Here is a 22679-nt window from a genome sequence, read left to right as displayed (position 1 = left end):
CCTCTCGGTTATCGGGTGGCGCGCGTGTCGAGCACGTGCAGGCGGGCGATGCGGGCCGCGTCGTCGGTACGGCCTCCGGCGATCGCGGCGAGCAGGTCGTCGTGCTGGGCCGCGACCTGGGCGGGGCGGTCGGAGGGGCGCAGGGAGCGCAGGGTGGAGACGTGGATCCGGTCCCAGACCCGGTCCAGGGTCTCCAGGGCGATCGCGTTGCCGGCCAGCTCGGCGACGCGCCGGTGGAAGCGGCGGTTGAGGCCGATCGCCTCCGTCAGGTGCCCGTCGGCGGTGGCCTGGGCGGTGGCGGTGGCGAGGGTGGCCAGGGCCTTCAGGTCGGCGGGGGCGATGAGACCGTCGCGCTGGCGGGCCGCGGCCGTCTCGGCGGTGAGCGCTTCGAGCGCGGCCCGCACCTGGTAGGCGTCCTCCAGCTCGTCAGGCTCCAGCGCGGCCACGACGACGCCCCGCCCGGTCGGGCGCACGAGGCCGTCGGCGGCCAAGGCGCGGAGCGCCTCGCGCACCGGCGTGCGCGACATCTGGAGTACGGCAGCCGCGTCGAGCTCCGTGAGCCTGGCCCCCGGCGGATACGTGCCGTCGAGGATCAGGGCGCGCAGGCGCTCGTGCGCCACGTCGTTCTGCATGTCCCCATCTTTGCATACATTGCATGCAAACGATGGACTCGGGTGTTCTGAACCTCTCTGACCTGGGAATTCCCGATTCGCCTGCCGTGTCGTGTCGTGCCACCTCCGGGCGAGACCGCCGGCCGCGCGTGGTGCTGGGCTACGCTCGACTGATCATGACCGATCTGCTCGGAATCAACCATCTGACGCTGGCCACGACCGATCTCGACCGGCTCGTGGCGTACTACACGGAGTTGCTCGGGGCCAGGCTCGCGTTCGAGCGCGGGGCGACCTCCGCTGATCCGCGGGTCGCGGTCCTCGACGTCGGCGGGGCCGACCATCTGATGATCGTCGAGACCGCCGCCGTGCCCGCCTTCGACCTCGACCCCCTGGGCGGGGCGGGCTGGGGCCTGCGCGTGGCCACCCACGCCCGGCTGGCCGAGCTGCGCGAACGGATCCTTGCGGCCGGGTGGCCGGTCGGGGAGATCCAGACGCTCCCCGCGCAGTGGACGATGACGGCTCGCGACCCCGACGGGCGGCCGGTGGACATCCGCGCCCATCGCCCTCGGTGACGTCTCGCCCGGCCTGGGAGGGCGTCAGCCGTTCCGGAGCCCGCCGTGCTCCGGAAAGGCGAGCCCGTGGTGCCAGCGCGGAGCCGCCCGGCGTGGCGGGGCCGGGGACAGGAGCTCGCCGAGGACGGCGATGGCCTCGGTGATCGCGGTCGGAGGGCTGGCGGCGTAGCCGAGGACGAGGCCGGGGCGGCCGGGACGCTGGGCGTGCCAGGACAGGGGGTGCACCTTGATCCCGCGCTCCAGGGCGGCGGCGGCCAGTTCCACGTCGCCCGGCCCGTGCTCGAAGGTGATCGTCAGGTGCAGGCCCGCCGCGGCTCCGTGGACGAGGGCGCCGGGCAGGTGCGCGCGGATCGCCCCGATCATCGCGTCCCGGCGGCGCCTGTGCCGGCGGCGCAGGAACCGCAGATGCCGCTCCAGCTCGCCGGACTCCATCAGCCGGGCCAGCACGAGTTGCGGCAGCACGGCGTTGCCGAGGTCGGCGAAGCGCTTGGCGGCCACCAGGTCGTCGTGGTGCTCCCGGGGCACGAGCACCCACCCCACCCGCAGCGCGGGGGCCAGGAGCTTGGATGCGCTCCCGGCATACCAGACCCGGTCGGGGAGCACCGACCGCAGGGCGGGCACCGGCGGCCGGTCGTACCGGTGCTCGGCGTCGTAGTCGTCCTCGATGATCAGCCCGCCCTCGCCCGCCCACCGCATCAGCGCGCGGCGGCGGGCGCCGCTGAGCACCACCCCGGTCGGGAACTGGTGGGCCGGCGTCAGCAGTACGGCGGGTGCGCCGCGCGCGAGCAGGAGGTCTGCGCGGACGCCGTCGTCGTCCACCGGGATCGGCGGGGTCCGCAGCCCCCAGTGCAGCAGGTGCTGCCGGGCGCCGAGGGATCCGGGGTCCTCCACCGCCACCTCGCGGAGGCCGCGCGCGGTGAGCACCCGCGCGAACAGCCCGAGCGCCTGGGCGGTGCCGGAGACGATCAGCACCTCGTCCGGGTCGGCCCTGATCCCGCGGTTGCGGGCGAGCCAGTTCGCCACCGCGCGCCGCAGTTCGGGCGCGCCGCGCGGGTCGCCGTACCCGAAGCCGGTGGACGGGAGGCCGGCCAGCACCGCGCGCTCGGCCCGCAGCCACGCGGCGCGCGGGAAGGCGGCCAGGTCGGGCAGGCCGGGGGACAGATCGATCCGCGCGGGGAGGGCCCGCATGACCTCGAAGACGTCGTCCCCGGGCGCACCGGCGAACGGCCCGGCCGGGCTCGCCGCCTCGCCGCCGGAGCGCGCCGGGGTCCGGGCGGCGGGTCGCGGCCTGCCGTACGGCGGAGCGCCCGGCGGCCGGCCGTACGGCGGAGCGCCCGGCGGGATCTCCGGGACGGCCGGGGGCACGGCGACGACCACGGTGCCGGCCCTTCCGCGCCCGGCGACGTGGCCGTCCTCGGCCAGGCGGCGGTACGCCTCGGTGACGACCCCGCGTGAGACGCGCAGGTCGGCGGCGAGCACCCGGGTGGCCGGCAGGCGGCTGCCCACGGGGAGCAGTCCCTCGGCGATGGCGCCTCGCAGCCGCAGGGCGAGCCAGTCGGCGATCCCTCCGGGCGGGGCCTCGCCGGCGTCGAGCTGGAGGAAGTCCGAACCCGCGGCCGTATTGGACCTGTCCGAGCGAGCCGATCTGGACCTGTTCATCGGGCCATTCTGGCCCGAGGCTACCCGTATGCAGACATCGACGATCATTTCCAGTGACGGGCGGACGGTGATCCCGGAGGGACCGGCCGCCCTGTACGACCAGTGGATCAGGCGCGAGTTCGTCGAGTACAACACCGCGCTCGAAGAGGCGTACTTCGCCGCGGGCAGGGAGCTCGTGACCGGCCGGCGGGACCTGGAGGAGATCAAGGAGGCCCTCGCGCGCGAGGGGGCCGAGCTGATCGGCCGCCTGGCCGGGGACGGGAGCGTCCCCGCCGATCCGGAGGAGAGGTACGAGCTGCTCGGCCGGGTGGGGTTCTACCTCGCGGCGCTGCGCCGGCACGAGGTCGAGGCGCCCGATCCGTCGGCCGGGGTGCTGTCGCAGGTGCTGGGCACCTCGCTCGGGGTCGCCCCCCGCTACGTCTTCGCCCATCAGAGCCTGTACAACCGGGCGGTCCGCGACGCCTACCCGACCTTCACGTCCCTGCCGGACGAGCACGTCTTCGTGACGTACAACGGGCTGGGGGTGCTGGCCTACCAGCGGGCCGCCGCCGCGCTCGCGCCCATCCCCGCGCTGGGCGTGTCGAGCCCGCTGGCGACGTACCTGCTGGAGGGGGCGCGGGCCGCCCTCGACGACGTGCTCGCGTTCAACCGCGCGCTCAGCGGGGAGCTGGACCCCGGGCGGTTCTTCCTCAACATCAGGCCGTACTTCAAGCCCTACCGGGTCGGCGGCGTGGAGTACCGAGGGGTGAACGCCGGCGACTTCTCCGGGATCAACGAGATCGATCTCCTGCTCGGCCTCTGTGACGCGCGGGACCCGTTCTACCAGCGCGTCCTGGCCGAGAAGCGCCCTTACGTCCCGCCGGAGGACCAGGGGCGGCTGAGCCGGGCGGTCATGATCCCCTCGCTGCTGGACGCCTTCCTGGCCGAGATGGACGCCGGCCCGCTCCCGCCGCGGCTGCGGCGCAACGCGGAGCTCTTCCTGGCCGTGTGCCGGTCACACGGGGCGGCCTACACGTTCCACCACCACCGGCTCGTCAAGCCCTTCCTGGAGACCCCGGCCCAGAACGCGGAGGGCGAAGTGACCTCCAGCGGGCCCCCGCTGGAGGCGGTGATCGCCATGCTCGACCGGCTGAGCGACCTCCGCTCCGCCCGCCGCCGCCCCGGCCTCACCAGCGCGTCCGCGTCGCTCGACCGCCTCCGCCGGGCCCTGGACTCCTGAACGGCGGGTCGTTCGAGCGAGGTCTCACCGGAGCCGATGCGGGTGAGACCCCTGGCGTCGACGAGCCCGGCGCCGGTGGCTCAGGCGTCGGGCGGTCGATCCGACCACGGTGTGCGGTGCCGTCAGAGTTTGAACAGCTTGGACGACGGCACGGGGATGCGATGAGTCCCCGAGCCGAAGTCGACGAGAACGGCGACGTCCTCCTCGACCCCGACCACCGAGCCCAGGCCGTACTTGTCGTGGGTGACACGATCCTCCACGACGAACTGCTCGAGCGGCGGCGGGGTGACCGCGAACTTGTTGAAGGGACTACCAGGCAGGGGACGCCGGACCACGGCTTTAGTACGCCTCATTACCTCCCAGTATGCGGCCACTCGCCCCATGAACGCCCGCACAACGGGGGAGATCTTTCCGAAGCCCCCCAAGACCCGCCGGATCGTGATCGCTTGACGTCGCACCGAGGCGGTGCAGACTCGGCTCGCAGAGGAGAGCGAAGCCGGGCCCCGTCGAACCTGTGGAGAAGCCGGCCGAAGCACTTCCTTGGGCCCAGCGCCGCCCGGCGAAGGAGCGTGACCTGCGGTGATGGCACTTCAGCCTGGATGACAACGTACACCCCCAGGAGGGCGCCCGCCGGTGATACGGGCAGGAGCCTCCGCGCGCTCGTCGGGTGCGAGGTAGAGACGGCGCCGCCGACGTGGGCGACGGCCGGAACGCAGACCGCGATGGGGAGGACGGACCTGCCCCGCCGGCTCGATCGACATCAGGTCGATTAAGCTTTCCCGCGTCTCATCTGAGCGGCGGCCCGGGCGCTGGAGACAGCGGTCCTCCGGAGTTCGGGAAGGACATGATCCATGAGGGATGTCAGCTTCCCGATGCATCAGCCCTCCGGGAGGCTGATACAGCTGATCGACATCCTCGATCGTCTTCCGGACAACCGATGGGTGTGGGTTGTGCGGGAGTTCTGGGGCGTGGGTGTTGCCCCGCACGACATGTCCATGGAGCAATTCGAAGGGCTTGTTCGCGCCGAGGGGCGCGGCTATGCCCTATCTTGGCCGGCCTTGAGAGAGTTCGCCGCACAGCTCGAGCAGACACACGACTGCACCATATTCTCCGTGGACGAGACGGAATCAAGTGGAGGAAGTGCAACGGCCGGCGAGGAGCGCCCGATTGTTGAGGTGCGTGCGCTGGACAGCGGCACTTGGGTCGTCTCCTTTGAAGAGGGATACTTTAGCGCGGAATCGTTCAATGGCATCGTGGCGCGACTGAATTTCGAGTGAGTAGAGTCGCTCCGGTACGGAAGTCAGGCTTGAATGCCGGCTTGGCTTCCCCGTTGGGCCGCTGGGCTGGTTTCTCCGACGATGCGCCTTCTTCTTGAGAGGGGCCCCGAGAATGGCCGCTCCCGAAGCGCTCTCACCGGATGCCGCGACAGCTCCGTCCTCGATCCGCATGTCGCGGCGGTTTCGGGGGTGGCGCTCAGGGTGAGGCGCGGGGCGTGCCTCACCCTGAGCGAGGTCTCGCCGGCTTACGGCCGCCACTGCTCGGCGGGGGAGACGCCGGGGAGGGGCTTGCCGATGAGGGCCAGCGGGAGGAAGAAGCAGACCTGGCCGATGGCCATGATGAGGGTGGCCAGGGCCTTGTCGTCGTACTGCTCGGCCGCGCGGGCGTACAGCTCGTCGGGGACGCGCTCGCCGGCCGGGTTCGGGGTGAGGACGGCCTCGACGAGTTCGAGGGCGACGCGTTCGGCGGGGGTGAAGTACGGCGCGTCGCGCCAGGAGGCGACGGCGGTGATGGCCTGCTCGGTGGCGCCGGCGTCGCGGAGCTTGCCGGTGTGCAGGACCGTCAGGTAGGTGCTGCCGGCGATCTGCCCGGCGCGGAGCTGGACCAGGCTGATGGTGGTCTGCGGGACGGCGCCGTTGCCGGTTGCCTTGAACAGGGCGCCGCCGATCTCCTTGAGCTCGGGGATGAGCACCGCGGGGTTCGGCAGGCGCGACTCGGTGGTGGTCATGAGGTTTCCTTTCTCAGCGGGTGGTGCGTCGCTCTGACGGATCGCAGAGCACGAAGGTGACCGGTGATCTCACCGGGAGGTGCCGGCGACCGGCTCCGCGGCCGGGCTGCCGGCGCCGGGGCGCAGGAGCAGGACGGCGGTGAGGATCGCGGCCAGGTAGAACGCGGCCGCGCCGAGCATCCCGGCCGTGTAGCCGCTGGTCAGCGCGTCGGGCAGGGGAGTGCCCCGCGGCCGGCCCGCGGTGGCGGCGACCGCGATGCCGGCCAGGACGGCCAGGCCCAGGGCGCCGCCGATCTGCTGGCTGGTGTTGACGAGCCCGGAGGCGATGCCGGAGTCGCGTGGCGCGACGCCCTGGACGCCGCCGATGGTGGCGGCGACGAATCCGATGCCCAGGCCGATGCCGCCGGCGAGCTGGGCGGGCAGGAGCACGAGCAGGGGGTTCTGGCCGGGGGTGAGGAAGCCGAACCAGACCATCGCCAGGGCGGCCACCGCCATGCCGATCATCAGGACGGACCGGGTGGAGGCGCGGGCCTGCAGCCTGGGCCCGACGAGGCCGGAGCCGACGCCGATGCCGATGGCGAACGGCAGGTAGGCCAGCCCGGTGATCATGGGCGTGTACTGCTTGATCGTCTGCATGTAGAGGGTGAGGAAGTAGAAGGTGGCCAGTTGCCCGGCGCCCATGAGCAGCATGACCAGGTTGGCGCCGAGCCTGCCGCGATCGGCCAGTACGCCTGAGGGCAGCATCGGGCTGCGCGCCTTGCCCTGGATGACCAGGAACGCCGCGAGCAGCGCGAGGGCGGCCGCGCCGAAGGTCAGGGTGAGCCCGTCGCCGACGCCGTGCGAGCCGGCCCGGTTGATGGCGTAGACGAGCGAGCCGAGGGCCAGGGTCACGGTGGCCGCGCCGGGCAGGTCGATGCCGCCGCGCTCGCGGGTGCCGGGCACCAGGGCGAACGTCCCGGCCAGGACCAGGAGCGCGATGGGGATGTTGATGAACATGATCCACCGCCAGCCCAGGTACTCGGTGAGCGCGCCGCCCAGCAGCAGGCCGGCGACCGAGCCGAGGCCGCCCATCGCGCCGTAGACGCCGAGCGCCTTGTTGCGTTCCGGCCCGGCGGGGAAGGTGTCGGCGAGCAGGGACAGCGCGGCCGGGGCGACGATCGCGGCGCCCACGCCCTGCAGGACGCGGGCGGCGATCAGCACGGCCCCCGAGCCGGCCACGCCGCCCAGCAGGGAGGCGGCCAGGAAGACCACGAGCCCGGCGCGGAACAGCCGGCGCCGGCCGAACACGTCTCCGGCGCGGCCGCCGGCCAGCAGCAGGCCGCCGAAGGCCAGGGCGTAGGCGGTGAGCACCCAGTCCAGGTCGGCTTCGGGGATGCCGAGCCCGGTCCCGATGACGGGCAGGCCCACGGTGACGATGGTGCCGTCCATCACCATCAGCAGTTGCGCGGCGGCGATCACCAGCAGGGCGAGGCCGCTTCTCGCGGGACGGGGAGGGTCGATCGAGGTCATGTGCGGTCCTCAGGAGGCGGTGGCGGCGTGGTACACCGCGGCGGCGAGCCGGTCGTGCTCGGGGTAGGACCAGGCGAATCCGAAGCGGCGCCGGGTGTAGCCGAAGGCGATGCCGTGGCGGGGGTCGGCGAAGGACTCCGAGCCCGCCGAGCCGTCGTGGCCGAAGGCGTTCGCGCTGAGGAATCCGTACCGCAGGCCCTTGGCCTGGAAGCCGAGCGCGTAGCTGCCCTGCTCGCCGCGGACCAGATCGGCCCCGACGCAGTGAAGCTGGGCGAATTCGGCGACGGTGTCCGGCTTGAGCAGCGGGGGTTCCCCGCCGAGGCCCCAGACGGCCGCCGCGTACAGCCCGGCCAGCCCGCGGGCGCTGCCCACCCCGCCGGCCGAGGCCGGGCCGTTGGCGCGGACGGCGCGGGTGTTGGCGAAGGCGACCTGGTCCAGCGGCGGCGTGCTGTTGAGGCCGTACCCGATGCCGAGGACGCTGTGCGGCCCGGGCAGGTTGGACCAGAACGCGGCCTCCTGCTCGGGGGTGGCCGTCCACCACTGGATCGGCCGGAACCGGCCCTCCTCGGCCTCGGGCAGCCCCAGATACAGGTCCAGCCCGTAGGGGGCCCGGATCCGCCGCTCGTAGACCTGCTGGAGCGACTGCCCCGTCACGCGCCGGATCACCTCGTTCACCAGGGCGAACGTGACGAAGCCGCCGTAGCCGTAGGCCGAGCCGGGACGCCAGTACGGCCGCTGGGCGGCCAGGCGGCGGGCGATCACCGCGTCGTCGGCGAGCTCGTCCGCCGTCAGGCCGCCGTCGACGCCGATGACGCCGGAGCGGTGGGTGAGCACGTCCCGCAGCGTGATCGTGTCCTTGCCGGCGGCGGCGAACTCCGGCCAGCACCGGGCCACCGGCTCGTCGAGGGCGAGAACCCCCTCCTGGACCAGCAGCGCCGCCACCAGCGTCGCGGCGCCCTTGGTGGAGGAGTAGACGCCGGTCAGCGTGTCGCCGCTCACCTGGTCCCCGGCCCACAGATCGACCACCCGCCGCCCGCCGGCGTGTACGGCGAGCTGCGCGCCCACCTGGCCGTCCTGCTCGGCCACCACCGCGGCGAACTCCTCGCGCACCCGCTCGAAGCCCTCCGCCACCGTTCCGTGCACTTGCGTGCCACTCATCGTCAGCAACCTTTCGTGTGTGTCGGTCCCCGGCATGACGGATGCCGCGGAGAGAAGGTGACCGGCGCGCTCGCGGTCACCCGTGTCTGTCGTGCCGCGCCGCCGGTCCGCGATCGCCCGCGGGATCGAGACCGGGGCGCGTCCGCGCCGCCGGCTACCAGGGAAGAGGTCCCTCGTGCCGCACGAACGCGGCGGTGGGGCCGTCGGGGCCCAGCAGCGCCATGGCCACGATCGGCGCGGCGCCCTCCTCGGGGGTCTTGATCCCGGCGCCGTGATTGATGTCGGTCCTGACCCATCCGGGGTCGACGGCGTTGACCTTGATCGGGGTGTCCCACAGCTCCTTGGCGTACGACACGGTGATCATGTTCAGGGCGGCCTTGGAGGAGGTGTAGGCCAGGTTGAGCATCGGCCACAGCGGATGTGCCCGGTCCAGGGCGCGGCCGAGCGAGCCGCGCTCGCTGGAGACGTTCACGATCCGTCCCGCCGGTGAGCGGCGCAGCAGCGGCAGCATGGCGTGGGTGACCTCGATCACGCCGAGCACGTTGGTCTCGTAGACCCGCCTGGCCTCCTCGCCGGTGGTGTCGCCGGGCGGGCCGTCGGGGAGGGTGATCCCGGCGTTGTTGATCAGGATGTCGAGCCTGCCGTACTCCCGCTCGATCCAGGCGGCCGCCGCCCGGACGCTGTCCGCGTCGGTGACGTCGATCCGCACATGCGGCAGGCTGAGCGGCTCGGCGACCTCCTTGCCACGTACGGTGTCGCGGGCGCCGATGATCGCGGTGACGCCGTTCTCGGCGAGCAGCTTGGCGGTCGCGTGGCCGATGCCTCGGGTGGCGCCGGTGATCAGCGCGATGATGGTCATGGTGTGGTGCTCCAGGGGGCGGGGACGGCATGGGCCGCGCGGGCGGCGATCGGCCGGCCGTCGAGATGGGGAGGGTGGTTCCGCCGGGGAGGGGGTGACGGCCCGCATGTCGAGGGAGTCGGCCCAGGTCACGCCCAGGTGGCCCCGGCGGGCTCCTTGATGGGGGCGTTGAGCCGGTTGAACAGGTTGGTCACGCCGATGAGCAGGAGCAGCGCGGCGATCTGCCTCTCGTCGTAGTGGTCGGCGACCAGGTTCCACAGCTCGTCGTCCACCGCCTCGCCGGAACGGTCCGCCATCCGGGTGACGGCCTCGGTCAGCTCCAGCGCGGCCCGCTCGCCGCCGGTGAAGAACGGCGCCTCGCGCCAGGCGGCCACGGCGGCGATCCGGTCGATGCCCTCCCCGGCCTTGACCAGGGCCTGGGTGTGGGCGTGCACGCAGGCTCCGCAGCCGTTGATCTGGCTGGCGCGCAGGCCCACGATCTCCTGCAGCTCGTGGGCGATGCCGCCCTGCTGGACCGCCTTGAAGATCGCTCCGATGCCCTTCATCCCGTCCGGCAGCACGTAGGCGGGGTTGGTCATTCGCGCGTGCATGATTGATTCCTTCCACGAGGGGTTTGGTGGTCCGGGGGCATGCCGGCGTGCCGGTGTTCGCCGCCGCGGTGGTGGACCGCCCGTGACCTGCGTCAACCCTCGTAGAAGCGCGGATGGGGATCAACGTAGACTTCGCGCACGTGCCGATAACGCTCGTGTTATGACAAGAGAGGGCGTCAGTGGAGCTGCGGGACATCGAGATCTTCCTGACCCTGGCCGAGGAGCTGCATTTCGGCCGGGCGGCGGAGCGGTTGCACGTGTCCCAGGCGCGGGTCAGCCAGGCGATCAGCCAGCAGGAACGCCGCCTGGGCGGCGAGCTGTTCGACCGCTCCAACCGCCGTCAGGTCCGCCTCACCCCGCTCGGCCGGCAACTGCGCGACGACCTGGGGCCCGTCTACGCCGGCCTGCGCGACAGCCTCGAACGAGCCCGCCTGGCCGCCCGGGGCATCACCGCCGTGCTGCGCGTGGGCATGCTGCCCCTCAACGTCCACGACCTGCGCGCCTATTGGGACGCCTTCCGCGCCCGCCATCCCGGCTGGACGCTGCGCATCCGGCACCCGGCCTTCAGCGACCCGTTCGGGGCGCTGCGCCGAGGCGACGTCGACGTCCTGGTCGCCTGGCTGCCCGTCGAGGAGCCCGACCTCACCGTAGGCCCGGTCCTGTACGCCGAGTCACGCGTGCTGGCCGTCAGCGCCGGCCACGAACTGGCCGCGCGCACCTCCGTCTCGCTGGAGGAGGTGAGCGACTTCCAGCACCCCGACGTCGAGTCCAGGCCCGACTACTGGTTCGACAGCTACGTCCCGCCCCGGACCCGCAACGGCCGATCGATTCCGCGCGGCCCCCTCGTGCAGAACACCGAGGAGATCCTCAGCATGACCAGCATGGGGGAGATCGTCACCTGCTTCCCGGCCCACATGGCGCGGTACGGGAACCGTCCCGACATCGTCTACCTGCCCGTCCGCGACCTGGCGCCCCTGCCGTACGCGCTCGTCTGGCGCAGCGAGGCGGAGACCGGCCTCGTCCGCGCCCTGGCCCAGGTCGTCCGCGAGCTGGGACCCCGCACGGCCACCGGCGGCGCCGCCTGAAGGGGTCCCGCCCCGGCCCGCCCACGCCGGATGTCTCAGGCGCCGCGGCACAGGTCCCGTCGTCCGGGCAGCTCCGTGAGGCCGGCCGACCGGCAGGTGGCGACGGCGGCGGCGTTGGAGCTCTGGCAGCACACCGTGGCCCAGCTCGATCGTCGTCGCCGATCACCCGCCGTCTCGCCGTCTGGACCCACCGCTACGATCTCCGATCATGCAACGTTTGACCGGGGTGCTGATCGGCGCCGTGTTCGGAATGGTCTTCGTGGCCGTCAACGCCGGCGCGCCGCTCGCGCCCCTGGCTGGAACGGTCCTCCGCGTGCTCGCGGGCCTGGGAGCGGCGAGCGTCGGCGTCATGTGGTTCATGGCCGTACGGCGGGCCAGGGCCGGGGCGGCGCCCGGGGACGCGGCCGGCGGCGGCGCGGGCGGTGGCGCGGGCGGCGGCGAGGCGGGCGGCGCGATGTTCGGCCGCGGGTACGTGGTGATCGTCGTGCTGGAGGCGATCGCGCTGTTCGGCGGCATCCAGGTGCTGCGCCTGCTGGAGTGGCCGGCGCAGGCGGGCGTGGCCTGGACGGCGCTCATCGTCGGCGTGCACTTCGTCGCGCTGTGGCCGGTCTGGCGGGCGGTCAGCATCCTGATCCCCGGGGCCGGGCTGACCCTGCTGGGCCTGGCCGGGCTCGTCATGGCCCGGACGGGGGCCGTGGACTGGGTGCCGTTCGTGAGCGGTGTGCTGTCCGGCGTCGTCCTGCTGTCCGGATCGGTCCTCTACGCGCACCGGCGGTTCCGCGCCCTGGCCGTACGGTAGGCCGCCCGCCTGGGCACGGAGCGGCGCGGCTCGCGGTCACCTTTCCCCGGTTCGATCCGTCACCGGTACGACCCAGACGTTCGCCGATGGAGAGGATCGAGACCGTGACGTCCCCTGACCTGCTGGCCGACCGGTTCGAGGGGCACCGCCCCCGGCTGAGGGCGGTCGCCTACCGCATGCTCGGCTCGCTGAGCGAGGCCGAGGACGCGGTCCAGGAGGCCTGGCTGCGGCTGGCGCGCTCGGACGCCGGTGACATCGGCAACCTGGGCGGCTGGCTGACCACCGTGGTCGGCCGGGTCTGCCTGGACATGCTGCGCGCCCGCAAGGTCCGGGGCGAGGAGCCGCTGGAGGAGCGCCTGCCCGATCCGGTGGTCAGCCGGATCGGCGCCGCCGACCCGGAGCAGGAGGCGCTGCTGGCCGACTCGGTCGGGCTGGCGCTGCTGGTCGTGCTGGAGTCCCTGACCCCGGCCGAACGGCTGGCGTTCGTGCTCCACGACATGTTCGGCCTGCCGTTCGAGCAGATCGCGCCCATCGTGGACCGCACCCCCGCCACCGCCAAGAAGCTCGCCAGCCGCGCCCGCCGGCGGGTCCGCGGCGCGGCCCCCAGCCCCGACCCCGACCCGGCCGACCAGCGCCGCGTCGTGGACGCGTTCCTGGCCGCCGCGCGCGGCGGCGACTTCGAGGCGCTCCTGTCCGTCCTGGACCCCGGCGTGGTGCTGCGCGCCGACGGCGGGGCGCTCACCGGCGGGCTGAAGGTCATCCGGGGCGCCGCGGCCGTGGCCGGGCAACTGGCCACCTTCCAGCGCATGGCCACCAGCGCCACCACCCACCCGGCGCTCGTCAACGGCCTGGCCGGCCTGGTCAACACCATCGGCGGCGAGCTCTTCTCCGTCATGAGCTTCACCATCTCCGACGGCCGGATCGCCACGATCGACATCCTGTCCGACCCCGACCGGCTGGCCCGCCTCGACCTCGCCGGCCTGGAGCCGTGAGGCCCGCCGGCCGTCACCCGGACCCGGGGCGAGGCGTCCCCGGGGGCGCCGATGCGCCATGATCGGACCATGGGCACACCGGACCGCACAGACCCGCGCGGCCACGTCCACCGCGCCGATCCGCGCGGCTACGTCCAGGCCGTCGCCGCCGCGCTCGCGGAACTCGGCCTCGAGAACGGCGGCGCGGTCCCCGACGACCGGCCGGGCGGGCCCCGGCGGGTCCTGGTGATCCATTTCGACGGGGGCTTCGGCACGGAGAACATCAACTTCGCCGACGCCGAGGCCCTCCGCCTCGGATGGGACGAGGAGCGCGGCTGGACCCTGCAGGAGGTCCTGCCCGGCAGGTTCCGGCCCTTCAGGATCGACTACCACGACCTCGGCCTCGGCCTGGTTCCCGAACCCTCCCAGGTCGCCGAGGTGGTCAGGCGGGCCCTGGGCGAGGACCTCCGGCTGCGTCCCGGCGAGGGCCCCCGCCTCCGCCGCGCCGCCGACGACGACCCGGCCCTCGAAGCCGCCCTCGCGCCGTACGCCTGAGACGGCACGCGAACCTGGGCTCCCGCCCTGCCGAGGACGGACCGGTGATCGCGAAGGACGGGCCGCCGGACTTTACACTTCGGGGATGTCTGTCACTTATGTGGGCTCTGGGCCGTACTGTTACGCGAACTCGCTGGCGATGATGCTGGGGGATGAGGCGCCGCCGCCCGCGGTGATCGAGGTGCTGACGGGCTCGCCGTACGGCATGCAACTGATCGGCGGGCGCCTGCCGCTGTTCGACTCCTTCGCCTGGGATCCCGAGATCGGGCTCGACGCGGCGATCGGCCTGCTCGGCTGGGAGTGCGAGCGCGTGGACGGCGGGACGGCCGAGGCGGCGATCGAGCGGCTGCGCCGGGCCTGCCAGGACGGGCCGGTGCTGGCCGGGCCGCTGGAGCTGGGCCTGCTGACGTACCAGCCGGGGTCGGGCACGGCGGTAGGCGCCGACCACTACCTGGTCGTGCTGGAAGTGGGCGAGGACACCGTGCTCGTGCACGACCCGCAGGGATACCCGTACGCCACGATGCCGGTCGGCGCCTTCGCCGCGGCCTGGCGCGGGGAACTGGTCGCCTACCTGGACCGGCCGTACCGGATGCGGCACTCGTTCACCCGGCGCGCGCGGGTCGGCGCCGAGGAGGCGTTGCGGCGATCCCTGCCCGCCGGGCTGGCCTGGCTGGCCGGCCGTACGGACGTGCCCGTGCCCCCCGGCACGCTGGGGCAGGCCGAGGCCGCCGAGCGCACGGCCCAGATGGTGGAGGAGGGGCTGGACCCCGAGATCAGGGAGCTGTGGAAGGCGTTCGCGGTCCGCGTGGGCGCCCGCCGCCTGAGCGACCTCGCGGCCTGCCTGTCCTCCCTCGGCCTCGGCGCGGGCGCGGCGGTCGCCACCGAGCAGGCCCGCATCGTCGGCGGCCTGCAGGGGCCCCTGGTGTCCGGCGACGACGCCGCGCTCGCCGCCGGCCTGCGCCGCCTGGCCCCGACCTACGGCCGCCTGCACGCCGCCCTGAGCTCCGGCGGCTGAGTCATCGAGGAGACGGCCGTGGCCGCGGGACCTCCGCCCCGCGGCCACGCGCCGGGAGGAGATCAGGGCTTGCGGCCGACAGCGAGGTCAGGGCTTGCGGCCGACAGCGGCGACGTAGAGGCTCTCGTCGAGATCGCCGGCGGGGCCGTCCGGGCCGGGCCGCCAGCGGGTGAGCGGCACGAGGCCGGGGTCGAGCAGGTCGAGCCCGTCGAAGAAGCCCAGGATCTCCTCGCGGGAACGGTTGACGATCGGGGTGGCCCCGCTCTCGTTCCACGGGCGGATGGCCGCGTCCATGCGCGGCCCCCGCAGCCCGTGCGAGATGACGAGGTGGCTGCCGGAGGGCACCGCCGCCATCAGCCGCCGCACGATCTCGGTGGCCTCGCCGGTGTCGGGCACGAACTCCAGCACCCCGAGCAGGATCACGGCCACCGGCGCGGACAGGTCGAGGGTGTCCGCGGCGGCGGCGAGCACCGCCGCCGGGTCGCGCAGGTCGGCGTCGGCGTAGCTGGTCAGCGCCGGGTCGCTGCCGACGAGCAGGGCGCGGGCGTGGGCGAGCACGATGGGGTCGTTGTCGGCGTAGACCACCCGGCTGTCCGGCGCGACCGACTGCGCGACCTGGTGGGTGTTCTCGGCGGTCGGCAGGCCGGTGCCCACGTCGAGGAACTGCCGCACCCCGGCCTCGCCCGCCAGATGCCGTACGGCCCGGCCGAGGAAGGCCCGGTTGGCGCGCGCCAGCGCGGGCAGCTCGGGCGCGACGGCGAGGATGTGCTCGCTGACCGCCCGGTCGGACGCGTAGTTGTCCTTGCCGCCGAGCCAGTAGTCGTAGACCCGCGCCGGGCTCGGGATGTCCACGTCGATCCGCGCCTGCGCCGACTCCCGCGCGGAACCGGGCTCCGCGCCCTCCCGGCCCCGGCCGCCATCCGCCAAGTTCATGATCGTTGATCATAGCCCCGCCGGACATCCCTCAGCCATGAACCCCCGCCCCCGCCCCGCGCCGGCAGGGAGTCCCCGCCCCTCGGCTCTCGGGGCCCGCCGCGCGGCACGCTCTCAGGCGGCCTGCCGCGGGACGGGTCCCTTCAGCAGGTGGTCGTGTGCTCCCACCAGCCCGACGCCGAGTTGACGAGGTTGCCGTAACTCCCCGGCTCTCCGTCGAGTCGCAGCTTGTAGCTGCCGTAGAGCCCCGTCACGCGGATCCACTTGCGGTGGCCGTAGGCCAGGGAGCCGTGCCAGAAGTAGGACCCGGTGCCCACGTCCTGGAGCTTGAAGTGCAGCGTCGAGCCGCCGGCCCAGCCCTTGCAGTTCTGGACCTCCATCCAGATGTCCCGGCTGGAGGTGTTGGCGGGCACCGTCCTGGTCGTGCAGGTCGTCGTGAAGAAGGCGATCGTGCACGCCGAGTTCGCCGCCATCGCCGGCGGCGCGATGCCGATCATGAGCGCTGGGGCCGCGAGCGTGACGACGGCCGCGATCCGGATAGTGCGCACGCTGATTCCTCCCGCTGGGTCGCCGACTCCGTTCGGTGTCCTTAGTGATTGGCGGGTGGTTCGTCGCTCGGCGCCACGACATTCGCCTGGGCTCGAAAGTCGTGGCTCGCGCAGGCCGATGGCCGCCCGGGGGACGTCGATCTCTGTCCGCGGGGCGAACGCTTGAGCAGCGGCTCGTGGAGGCCGGCGCGGGCGGGGGTCAAGGCCGCAATCGGGCCAGGTGGTGGTCCAGCGTGGCGGTCGCCTCTTCCGCCGAGGTGCCTCCCATGAGCATGCCCGAGCTGAGCCCGCCTGCCAGCGCCAGCAGGACCTTCGCCTCCTGCTCCACGTCGAGCCCGGCGGCGAACTCCCCGGACTCGCGGGCTTCGCGCAGATACCCGCTGATCTTCCTGAGCAACTCGGCGGAGCCCCGCCGGAACGTGTCGGACAACGCGGGCGTGGCCAGGGCGCGGATGAAGAACGCCACGTTGACCAGGGCTCCGGTGCGGCTCTCCTCGTCCACCGGCAGGAGCGCCAGAACGAGCGCGCGCACCGCGGCCATCGGCCGGGGATCGGTCTGTTCCGCAAGTCGCCGGCGCACGCGCTCGTCCAGCCGCTCGTTGGCGTAGCCGACCGCGAAGAGCAGCATCTCCTCCCGGCTGGCGAAGTAGTGCTGCAGCCTGCCCTTGGAGACGCCCGCCTCGGCCGCCACCGCGGACAGGCTCGCCGCCTCCAGCCCCTGACGCATGGCCAGACGCCACAGGGCCTCGGCGATCTCACGCCGCCGTTCGTCGGCATCCACGATCTTGGGCACTCGTCCGGCCTTTCGCAATCCGATCGGCTTGCCATAGGGTTGGGGCTCGTTCGCAAGCCGATCGTACCGCGAAGGGCTCCCATGAGTGGCAATCGCGCGCCTGTCGCCGCCCTGTTCCTGCTCTCACCGCTGGTGGCCGAGGTGCTGTCCGGCTCGACGCCCCTGACGGGCCTCGCCGGGCTGGTGTTCTTCATCCCCATGTACGGCGGCGCCGCCGTCCTCATCCGCGAGATCTCCGTACGCCGGGACCGTGGGCTGCCGGTCGTCCTGCTCCTCGGCCTCGCCTTCGCCCTCCTGGAAGAGGGGCTGGTGGTCCAGGCGATCTTCCATCCGCAGGCGGTGGAAGCCGCGAGCTGGGGAGCCGCCGGCGGGCGCGTGCTCGGCGCCCACGTCACCTTCACGCTGGCGGTGCTCGTCTACCACGCGATCTGGAGCATCACCCTGCCGATCCTGCTGTGCGACCTGCTCTTCCCCGGCAGCCGATCACGGCCGCTGCTGGGCCGGACCGGCCTGGCGGTGATGGCCGCGGTCCTCCTGGCGGGCCTGACCCTCGTGGCCGTCCTGGTCCGCGTCCGCATCGCACCGGGCCACCCCACGCCGGTGGCACGGTCCCTGGGCGTCGCGCTCGCCGTCGGGGTGCTCTGTCTCATCGCCGTGCGCTTCCCGTCGCGCGGCAGGCGGCGCCCTCTCCCGCCGGGCGGCGGATCCGGGATCAGCGGTACGGCGGGGCCCGCCGCCCCCTGGGTGATCTCCCTCGCGAGCGCCGCCGCCGGGTCGGCGTTCCTCCTGGCGCTGATGGTCCCCATCGCGTTCGATCCCCGCCCGCTGCCCGAACCCGTATCCGTCGCCGCCGCGGTCGTGATCGCGATCGTCGCTCTGGCCGCGTCGCGTCGGGCCGGCCACTGGAGCGACCGGCACCGTTTCGCCCTGGCCGGCGGACTGCTGCCCGTGCCACCCGCGATCGGCTTGGTCCAGGCGGCCCTGCACGGCTACGGCACGCCCGGCGACCGGGCGGGACTGGTCGCCCTCCTGGCCGCGACGATAATCCTCCTGATCGGCATTCACGCCAAAGGCTTCAGCCCCCGGTGACGGGGACCCTCGGATGGGCGGGAGAGCCCGCTGCCCCGCGGCGGCCGATCAGGTTCTGCGCGAGATGACCATGATGTATTCGCAGGGGGCGTCGGTCCGGTTGGCGAAGCCGTGGTCCGCGTCGGCCTGGAGGAACAGGGAGTCGCCTGGGTTCAGGGTCTCGTTGATCCCGCCGACGGCGACGGTGAGGGTGCCTTGGAGCACCAGCAGTTGTTTCTCGGTGCCCGGGGGATAGGCGGGCAGCAGCCCGGTGGAGACCCGCGCGGGAAGGTAGTGGACGATCATCTCGCCACCTCCCGCTCCCGGGACCGCCGACACCATGTGGCGCTCGAAGCCGGTCTCCGGGTCACGGAAGACGGGCCGCTCGTTCTTGCGCATGACCACGGCCACGCCAGAGGCGGCGGCCGGCGCGCCGATGAGGTCCGAGAGCGACGCGTCGAGCGCGTGGGCGATCCTGGACGCGACGCCGATGGTCGGGCTCTTCTCGCCGCGTTCGACCTTGGACAGCATCGCCCGGCTGACCTGCGACCGCGCGGACAACTGCTCCAGCGTCAGCCCCGCCTCCTCGCGGCGCCGCCGGACGTTGCCGCCGAACGCGCCGGCCAGGTCGTCCCCGTGCGGGGGTTCGCCCGCGCTTGCGTCTTGCTCGAGCACCGTACTCCTCGATCGCTGGGAATCTCGCTGCCATAGTGTATGGTCTCTCCTATAGAAGAATTCTTCTCCTATAGGAGACACGCCCGCCGTGTCCGATGTGACGGAGGCTCCAATGCGTTTGATCTCAAGTGGCGAGCACCACGCCACGTTCGAATTCGGCGATCTGCGGGTGGTCTCGCTGCGAGACGGATACATCGACATGCCGCCGACACGCCTGCGCGACGAGGACGGGCGCCCGCTCGACGAGTTGCCGCCCGTCGTCCCGCTGGCCGGAGACAATCTGCGGCTGTCGGTCAACGCCTTCTTCGTCACCGATGGCGCGCGGTCGGTCCTCATCGACACCGGCGCGTCCAACGTCTGGCACGACCCCACCATGGGATTGATCTACGACGCGCTCGACGAAGCGGGAGTCGACCGCGCGCAGATCACCGATGTGGCCATCACCCACAGGCACGAAGACCACGTGAGCGGCCTGATCGCCCCGGACGGCTCCGAGGCGTTCCCCGGGCTCGAGCGCGTGTGGATCGGCGCGGGCGACACCTCGGTGTTCACCGGGCGGCTCGAGCCGCTCCGCGACCGGGTCGTGCCCGTGTCGGAGGAGGTCGCGATCAACGACTGGGCCACCGCGATCCCGACGCCGGGCCACACACCGGGTCACACCGTCTACGACATCAGCGGCGGCGCCGGCCACCTCCTCGTCTGGGGCGACACCGTGCACGTTCCCACGCTCCAGTTCGATCAGCCCAGCGTGTCCTGGGAACTCGACGGCGACCAGTCCCAGGCCCGCGCCGCCCGCGCGGCCCTCCTCCGGCGGCTGACCCGGCCACATCACTTCGTGGCCGGCGCCCACCTCGACTCACCCGGCATCGCCCGTGTGACCCCCTCCGGCGAAGGCTACGCCCTGGAATACCTCGCCCCACCGATCGGCTGACCGACCCGCCGGCTCCAGCCCCCGCCCGCGATGGCGCCCAGGTGCGCCGCCCGCCACCTGAGGCCGGCACGGGCGGAGTGCGGACGTGTGCGTACGCCCGGCGAGCCCGCCTGGGGCTCGCCGTCAGGCGCCGGCACCGGCGGGCGGCTCAGTGCCAGGCGGCCACAGCACCAGGTAGGCGAAGGAGCCACCGTACGGCCCCCAGCCTTGCAGAACCGACCCGTGCCCGCAGACGACACGGCGGCACACGCGGTTCCGGCGCGGGTGGCCCCTCAGGTCAAGCTGCGCCCTCGTCCGCCCGTGGAGGCGGTCATGACGGCGGTGTTCCCTCTCGCGTGGCCGCCGGTTCCGTGAGGGAGTTTTGGGCTTTTATCAGGGAATATCACTCTAAGTGCTCGTATGGGTACTAGTTGGATCGGAGGTCGATCATGTTCCACTCGACTCGTTCCCTTCTCGTCCATCACTCCGCGGCACCCGCCCGGGGGCGCGTTCTGGCGCGTGCGCTCGTCGGCGGGGCCGTCGTGGCCGGGCTCGCGGTGGCCGCGCCCGCGCCGGCCTCGGCGGATGTCTCGTCCGTCATCGACAAGTGCGCGGGCGCGGCCGCAAAGGCCGGCACGCTGTACCTGTCCCATCTGAAGAGGGAAGGCGACTGCCAGGCGCCCGACGGCACCTACCACTACGCCATCGAATACACGGCCGACGGGCGTGAGCAGAAGAAGCGGACCAGCGACCACACCTACGCGGGCAAGCAACTCATCTTCAAGGTGCCGCTCAACGTCCCGGCGGGCACGAAGATCTGCGCGGAACTCCTGCTCCACGATCCGAAGGGCGGGCAGCCGACCAGCATGGGACGGCCCTGCACCCAGATGCGGCCCGCCAATCCGACCCCCAGCCCGAGCCCGACCAAGGCCGTTCGCTGAGGCCGCGCGGGCTTCCGGGGCGATCGTGCGGAGGACGATGTCGCGCGCCGCGTGCAGGCCGCCGGCCGAGGCGACGGCGCGCGGCGGCGCCGCCCGCCCATTTCTGGTCACCGAGTCGTGCCGGCTGGTGGTCGAAAAGCCGCCCAAGGCGCGCCGGCCGGTCGATCCGGCCCGGTTCGGCATCGGCTGAGGCGGCCACGGCCCTCACCGGGCAGCGGCTTCAGCGGGTCGCCCGCGGCGCGGCTCAGAGGGACCCCTGTCGCCAGCCGTGAACGGCGCGGGACCTCGTCCTCGTTCAGTACGAGAGCAGGCGCAGTGCGGCCTGGGCCGGGCTCCCCTCGGGGGCGCTGTAGATGAGCAGGCGATGGTCGGGCTCGTCGGCCAGCAGCAGTGTCTCCAGGTCCAGATCGAGTGCGCCGATCTCGGGATGCCGCAGGTGACGGGGGCCGGAGGCGTGTGCGGCGACCGGGTGCGCCGACCACAGCCCGGCGAACTCCTCGCTCTTCATCGCCAGCTCGCCGATCAGCGCGGTCAGGGCGGGGTCGTCGGGATACCGGCTCACGGTGAGTCTCAGCGAGGCGACGGCGCACGACGCCGAGGTGTCCCAGCGCGGGTAGAGATCACGGTGGTGCGGATCCAGGAAGAGCATCCTGGTCAGGTTGGGGCGCCGCTCGGCGTGGTCGGGCGCGTCCCGGTCGAGGTGACCCGCCAGGAGCCGGTGCCCGGGCGGGTTCCACGCCAGCACCTCGGTGCGCGGCCCGGTCACGACGGCGGGCCGGTCCAGGGAGCCGATGAGCCGGCGGGTGGCCTCTCGCACGGTCGCGGGCGCGACGGCGCGCGGGCGGGCCGTCCTGGGCCGGGCGAGATTGTGCAGGTACGTCCGCTCGTCCTCGCTCAGTTCCAGCGCGCGGGCCAGCGCCTCGATGACCGACTCCGACGCCTGGTGGCTCTGCCCCTGCTCCAGGCGCGTGTAGTAGGTGACGCTCACACCCGCGAGCTGGGCCAGTTCCTCGCGGCGCAGCCCCGGCACCCGGCGCTCGCCGTACGAGGCGATGCCCACGTCCTGTGGTTTGCCTGCCGCGCCGCAGGCGCAGGAACTCTCCGAGTGTGGTGGTGTCCGCCATGTCCTCCATGGTGCCGCCTGAGCGGCCCGGCTGCCTGACCCTGGCTGTGCCAGGCAGGCGCCGACCGGCCGGGCCAGGGTGTGGCAGCGGCCGCGGACGAGGGCGAACCTGAACGCCATGAAGCAATGGACGATGAAGACGACCGGCCGCGCCAACCTGGAACTCGCCGAGGTCCCCATCCCGGATCCCGCGCCGGGCGAGATCCTGGTCAAGGTGACGTCGGTCGCGCTCAACTACCGCGACAGGCTCGCCATCGACGAGGGCCTGACCATGATCTTCCCCGACGACGGGCCGTTCGTGCCCGGCGATCGCGTCATCTCCGCCTGCCTGCCCGGCTGGGTCGACGGGCCTGGCCCGGGCGATGCCCGGATGGGTGGTCCGGAGGCGCTCGGGAGCGGTCACTTTCCCGGGGTGTTGTCCGAGTATGTCGTCCTCGACCAGGAGTGGGCCGTACGGGCGCCGGCCGGGCTCAGCGATGCCGAGGCGAGCACGCTGCCGATGGCCGGTCTGTCGGCCTGGACCGCCCTGGTGGACCAGGGCCGGGTGCGTGCGGGCCAGACGGTGGTCGTGCTGGGCACGGGCGGGGTCGCCCTGTTCGGCCTGCAGATCGCCAGGGCGCACGGCGCCGAGGTCATCGTGGTCTCCGGCGACGACGCGAAACTCGCGCGGGCCAGGGGCCTGGGCGCGGCCCATCTGGTCAACAGGAGGACCCGGGACTGGGTCGAGGCCGTCTACGACGTCACCCACGACCACGGAGCCGACCACATCCTGGAGACCGTCGGCGCGCACCACCTCGCCCGCTCGATCGAGGCGGCGGCGGTCGGCGGCCACATCTCACTCATCGGCATCCTGGAGGGGTACGAGATCTCCGGCCATGTCGCCCACCTGGCCCGCAAGAAGCTGCGCATCGACGGCCTGCAGGTCGGTCACCGGCGGGCGCTGGAGGATCTCGTGCGCGCGGCCGACCGCATCCCCCTGCGCCCGGTGATCGCGGCCGAGTACGCCCTGGACGACCTCCCCGCCGCCCTCGCCCACCTCGAACGCGGCGCCTTCGGCAAGGTGGTGATCACCACCACCTGA

General features: G+C 72.9%; 26 protein-coding genes. 13 read left to right on the top strand and 13 right to left on the bottom strand.

Features of this window, described 5'->3' with window-relative positions; genetic code table 11:
* Nucleotides 1-8: 8 nt before the first annotated feature.
* A complete protein-coding gene (locus D5H75_RS03180) occupies nt 9-632 on the bottom strand; it encodes a GntR family transcriptional regulator (protein ID WP_119924771.1) in 624 nt (207 codons plus the stop codon).
* A 155-nt stretch (nt 633-787) separates the two neighbouring features.
* Here D5H75_RS03180 and D5H75_RS03175 point away from each other — a divergent pair, with 155 nt between their 5' ends.
* Nucleotides 788-1183: a VOC family protein gene (locus D5H75_RS03175; RefSeq protein ID WP_119925193.1), complete on the top strand. Its 396-nt coding sequence runs from the start codon at nt 788-790 to the stop codon at nt 1181-1183.
* A 24-nt stretch (nt 1184-1207) separates the two neighbouring features.
* On the opposite strand, the gene pdxR is transcribed toward D5H75_RS03175, so the two are convergent.
* Nucleotides 1208-2842: a MocR-like pyridoxine biosynthesis transcription factor PdxR gene (pdxR, locus tag D5H75_RS03170; protein ID WP_119924770.1), complete on the bottom strand. Its 1635-nt coding sequence runs from the start codon at nt 2840-2842 to the stop codon at nt 1208-1210.
* A 28-nt stretch (nt 2843-2870) separates the two neighbouring features.
* Here pdxR and D5H75_RS03165 point away from each other — a divergent pair, with 28 nt between their 5' ends.
* The gene (locus D5H75_RS03165) at nt 2871-4061 is read left to right on the top strand and encodes a monodechloroaminopyrrolnitrin synthase PrnB family protein (RefSeq protein ID WP_119924769.1); all 1191 of its coding nucleotides are present in this window, start codon (nt 2871-2873) and stop codon (nt 4059-4061) included.
* A gap of 122 nt (nt 4062-4183) precedes the next feature.
* Here D5H75_RS03165 and D5H75_RS03160 read toward each other — a convergent pair whose 3' ends face one another.
* Nucleotides 4184-4396 carry a hypothetical protein gene (locus D5H75_RS03160; RefSeq protein ID WP_242453949.1) on the bottom strand — a complete coding sequence of 71 codons (213 nt, stop codon included), beginning with the start codon at nt 4394-4396 and terminating at the stop codon, nt 4184-4186.
* A gap of 516 nt (nt 4397-4912) precedes the next feature.
* On the opposite strand from D5H75_RS03160, the gene D5H75_RS03155 reads away from it, so the two are divergent.
* Complete coding sequence (locus D5H75_RS03155) at nt 4913-5338, top strand: hypothetical protein (RefSeq protein WP_119924768.1); 426 nt, start codon at nt 4913-4915, stop codon at nt 5336-5338.
* 245 nt (nt 5339-5583) lie between these two features.
* Here D5H75_RS03155 and D5H75_RS03150 read toward each other — a convergent pair whose 3' ends face one another.
* From D5H75_RS03150 to D5H75_RS03130, 5 genes are all read right to left on the bottom strand, one after another.
* Nucleotides 5584-6066 (bottom strand): carboxymuconolactone decarboxylase family protein, encoded by a 483-nt coding sequence (locus D5H75_RS03150; protein WP_119924767.1) that lies wholly within the window; start codon nt 6064-6066, stop codon nt 5584-5586.
* Nucleotides 6067-6135: 69 nt separating this feature from the next.
* Nucleotides 6136-7575, bottom strand: coding sequence for an MFS transporter (locus tag D5H75_RS03145; RefSeq protein WP_119924766.1), 1440 nt, complete (start codon nt 7573-7575; stop codon nt 6136-6138).
* A 9-nt stretch (nt 7576-7584) separates the two neighbouring features.
* Nucleotides 7585-8733 carry a serine hydrolase domain-containing protein gene (locus D5H75_RS03140; RefSeq protein WP_119924765.1) on the bottom strand — a complete coding sequence of 383 codons (1149 nt, stop codon included), beginning with the start codon at nt 8731-8733 and terminating at the stop codon, nt 7585-7587.
* Between the two features lie 154 nt (nt 8734-8887).
* On the bottom strand, nt 8888-9592 hold the full coding sequence (locus D5H75_RS03135; RefSeq protein ID WP_119924764.1) for an SDR family oxidoreductase: 705 nt from the start codon (nt 9590-9592) through the stop codon (nt 8888-8890).
* 128 nt (nt 9593-9720) lie between these two features.
* Complete coding sequence (locus D5H75_RS03130; RefSeq protein ID WP_119924763.1) at nt 9721-10182, bottom strand: carboxymuconolactone decarboxylase family protein; 462 nt, start codon at nt 10180-10182, stop codon at nt 9721-9723.
* 179 nt (nt 10183-10361) lie between these two features.
* On the opposite strand from D5H75_RS03130, the gene D5H75_RS03125 reads away from it, so the two are divergent.
* From D5H75_RS03125 to D5H75_RS03105, 5 genes are all read left to right on the top strand, one after another.
* Complete coding sequence (locus D5H75_RS03125) at nt 10362-11267, top strand: LysR family transcriptional regulator (RefSeq protein ID WP_119924762.1); 906 nt, start codon at nt 10362-10364, stop codon at nt 11265-11267.
* A gap of 208 nt (nt 11268-11475) precedes the next feature.
* Nucleotides 11476-12066, top strand: coding sequence for a hypothetical protein (locus D5H75_RS03120; protein ID WP_147425048.1), 591 nt, complete (start codon nt 11476-11478; stop codon nt 12064-12066).
* 86 nt (nt 12067-12152) lie between these two features.
* Entirely contained in the window at nt 12153-13058 is a 906-nt protein-coding gene (locus tag D5H75_RS03115) for a sigma-70 family RNA polymerase sigma factor (protein ID WP_422673082.1), read from the top strand.
* A gap of 69 nt (nt 13059-13127) precedes the next feature.
* Complete coding sequence (locus D5H75_RS03110; protein WP_119924760.1) at nt 13128-13592, top strand: DUF6292 family protein; 465 nt, start codon at nt 13128-13130, stop codon at nt 13590-13592.
* 85 nt (nt 13593-13677) lie between these two features.
* On the top strand, nt 13678-14607 hold the full coding sequence (locus D5H75_RS03105) for a hypothetical protein (protein WP_119924759.1): 930 nt from the start codon (nt 13678-13680) through the stop codon (nt 14605-14607).
* An 87-nt stretch (nt 14608-14694) separates the two neighbouring features.
* On the opposite strand, the gene D5H75_RS03100 is transcribed toward D5H75_RS03105, so the two are convergent.
* The 3 genes from D5H75_RS03100 to D5H75_RS03090 all read right to left on the bottom strand — a co-directional run bounded on the left by D5H75_RS03100 (nt 14695) and on the right by D5H75_RS03090 (nt 16881).
* Complete coding sequence (locus tag D5H75_RS03100; RefSeq protein ID WP_119924758.1) at nt 14695-15540, bottom strand: SAM-dependent methyltransferase; 846 nt, start codon at nt 15538-15540, stop codon at nt 14695-14697.
* 143 nt (nt 15541-15683) lie between these two features.
* The gene (locus tag D5H75_RS03095; protein WP_119924757.1) at nt 15684-16088 is read right to left on the bottom strand and encodes a hypothetical protein; all 405 of its coding nucleotides are present in this window, start codon (nt 16086-16088) and stop codon (nt 15684-15686) included.
* 199 nt (nt 16089-16287) lie between these two features.
* The gene (locus D5H75_RS03090) at nt 16288-16881 is read right to left on the bottom strand and encodes a TetR/AcrR family transcriptional regulator (protein WP_119924756.1); all 594 of its coding nucleotides are present in this window, start codon (nt 16879-16881) and stop codon (nt 16288-16290) included.
* A gap of 81 nt (nt 16882-16962) precedes the next feature.
* Here D5H75_RS03090 and D5H75_RS03085 point away from each other — a divergent pair, with 81 nt between their 5' ends.
* Nucleotides 16963-17970 (top strand): hypothetical protein, encoded by a 1008-nt coding sequence (locus tag D5H75_RS03085; protein ID WP_119924755.1) that lies wholly within the window; start codon nt 16963-16965, stop codon nt 17968-17970.
* A 48-nt stretch (nt 17971-18018) separates the two neighbouring features.
* On the opposite strand, the gene D5H75_RS03080 is transcribed toward D5H75_RS03085, so the two are convergent.
* Nucleotides 18019-18624, bottom strand: a complete 606-nt coding sequence (locus tag D5H75_RS03080; protein WP_119924754.1) for a helix-turn-helix domain-containing protein — start codon at nt 18622-18624, stop codon at nt 18019-18021.
* 88 nt (nt 18625-18712) lie between these two features.
* Here D5H75_RS03080 and D5H75_RS03075 point away from each other — a divergent pair, with 88 nt between their 5' ends.
* The 3 genes from D5H75_RS03075 to D5H75_RS41225 all read left to right on the top strand — a co-directional run bounded on the left by D5H75_RS03075 (nt 18713) and on the right by D5H75_RS41225 (nt 20665).
* A complete protein-coding gene (locus tag D5H75_RS03075) occupies nt 18713-19555 on the top strand; it encodes an MBL fold metallo-hydrolase (protein ID WP_202637770.1) in 843 nt (280 codons plus the stop codon).
* A gap of 428 nt (nt 19556-19983) precedes the next feature.
* Nucleotides 19984-20475, top strand: coding sequence for a hypothetical protein (locus D5H75_RS03070; protein WP_119924752.1), 492 nt, complete (start codon nt 19984-19986; stop codon nt 20473-20475).
* A 37-nt stretch (nt 20476-20512) separates the two neighbouring features.
* On the top strand, nt 20513-20665 hold the full coding sequence (locus D5H75_RS41225) for a hypothetical protein (protein ID WP_202637769.1): 153 nt from the start codon (nt 20513-20515) through the stop codon (nt 20663-20665).
* A gap of 105 nt (nt 20666-20770) precedes the next feature.
* Here the strand turns inward: D5H75_RS41225 and D5H75_RS03065 are convergent, their stop codons facing one another.
* Complete coding sequence (locus D5H75_RS03065; protein ID WP_340137744.1) at nt 20771-21535, bottom strand: helix-turn-helix domain-containing protein; 765 nt, start codon at nt 21533-21535, stop codon at nt 20771-20773.
* Nucleotides 21536-21716: 181 nt separating this feature from the next.
* On the opposite strand from D5H75_RS03065, the gene D5H75_RS03060 reads away from it, so the two are divergent.
* Nucleotides 21717-22679, top strand: coding sequence for a zinc-dependent alcohol dehydrogenase family protein (locus D5H75_RS03060; RefSeq protein WP_119924751.1), 963 nt, complete (start codon nt 21717-21719; stop codon nt 22677-22679).

Origin of the sequence: Bailinhaonella thermotolerans, assembly GCF_003594875.1 — a bacterium.
GTDB classification, from domain to species: Bacteria; Actinomycetota; Actinomycetes; order Streptosporangiales; family Streptosporangiaceae; genus Bailinhaonella; species Bailinhaonella thermotolerans.
Note: the sequence above shows the minus strand (reverse complement) of the source record. Positions and strands in the feature narration are given on the sequence as shown.

What these genes read in the sequence shown, in the direction of transcription:
- D5H75_RS03155 (WP_119924768.1), top strand. Translation starts at nt 4,913, where the DNA reads ATGAGGGATGTCAGCTTCCCGATGCATCAGCCCTCCGGGAGGCTGATA.
- D5H75_RS03100 (WP_119924758.1), bottom strand. Translation starts at nt 15,540, where the DNA reads ATGAACTTGGCGGATGGCGGCCGGGGCCGGGAGGGCGCGGAGCCCGGT.
- D5H75_RS03145 (WP_119924766.1), bottom strand. Translation starts at nt 7,575, where the DNA reads ATGACCTCGATCGACCCTCCCCGTCCCGCGAGAAGCGGCCTCGCCCTG.
- D5H75_RS03165 (WP_119924769.1), top strand. Translation starts at nt 2,871, where the DNA reads ATGCAGACATCGACGATCATTTCCAGTGACGGGCGGACGGTGATCCCG.
- D5H75_RS03180 (WP_119924771.1), bottom strand. Translation starts at nt 632, where the DNA reads ATGCAGAACGACGTGGCGCACGAGCGCCTGCGCGCCCTGATCCTCGAC.
- pdxR (WP_119924770.1), bottom strand. Translation starts at nt 2,842, where the DNA reads ATGAACAGGTCCAGATCGGCTCGCTCGGACAGGTCCAATACGGCCGCG.
- D5H75_RS03110 (WP_119924760.1), top strand. Translation starts at nt 13,128, where the DNA reads ATGGGCACACCGGACCGCACAGACCCGCGCGGCCACGTCCACCGCGCC.
- D5H75_RS03070 (WP_119924752.1), top strand. Translation starts at nt 19,984, where the DNA reads ATGTTCCACTCGACTCGTTCCCTTCTCGTCCATCACTCCGCGGCACCC.
- D5H75_RS03130 (WP_119924763.1), bottom strand. Translation starts at nt 10,182, where the DNA reads ATGCACGCGCGAATGACCAACCCCGCCTACGTGCTGCCGGACGGGATG.
- D5H75_RS03135 (WP_119924764.1), bottom strand. Translation starts at nt 9,592, where the DNA reads ATGACCATCATCGCGCTGATCACCGGCGCCACCCGAGGCATCGGCCAC.
- D5H75_RS03120 (WP_147425048.1), top strand. Translation starts at nt 11,476, where the DNA reads ATGCAACGTTTGACCGGGGTGCTGATCGGCGCCGTGTTCGGAATGGTC.
- D5H75_RS03105 (WP_119924759.1), top strand. Translation starts at nt 13,678, where the DNA reads ATGTCTGTCACTTATGTGGGCTCTGGGCCGTACTGTTACGCGAACTCG.
- D5H75_RS03150 (WP_119924767.1), bottom strand. Translation starts at nt 6,066, where the DNA reads ATGACCACCACCGAGTCGCGCCTGCCGAACCCCGCGGTGCTCATCCCC.
- D5H75_RS03115 (WP_422673082.1), top strand. Translation starts at nt 12,153, where the DNA reads ATGGAGAGGATCGAGACCGTGACGTCCCCTGACCTGCTGGCCGACCGG.
- D5H75_RS03140 (WP_119924765.1), bottom strand. Translation starts at nt 8,733, where the DNA reads ATGAGTGGCACGCAAGTGCACGGAACGGTGGCGGAGGGCTTCGAGCGG.
- D5H75_RS41225 (WP_202637769.1), top strand. Translation starts at nt 20,513, where the DNA reads ATGTCGCGCGCCGCGTGCAGGCCGCCGGCCGAGGCGACGGCGCGCGGC.
- D5H75_RS03085 (WP_119924755.1), top strand. Translation starts at nt 16,963, where the DNA reads ATGAGTGGCAATCGCGCGCCTGTCGCCGCCCTGTTCCTGCTCTCACCG.
- D5H75_RS03060 (WP_119924751.1), top strand. Translation starts at nt 21,717, where the DNA reads ATGAAGCAATGGACGATGAAGACGACCGGCCGCGCCAACCTGGAACTC.
- D5H75_RS03175 (WP_119925193.1), top strand. Translation starts at nt 788, where the DNA reads ATGACCGATCTGCTCGGAATCAACCATCTGACGCTGGCCACGACCGAT.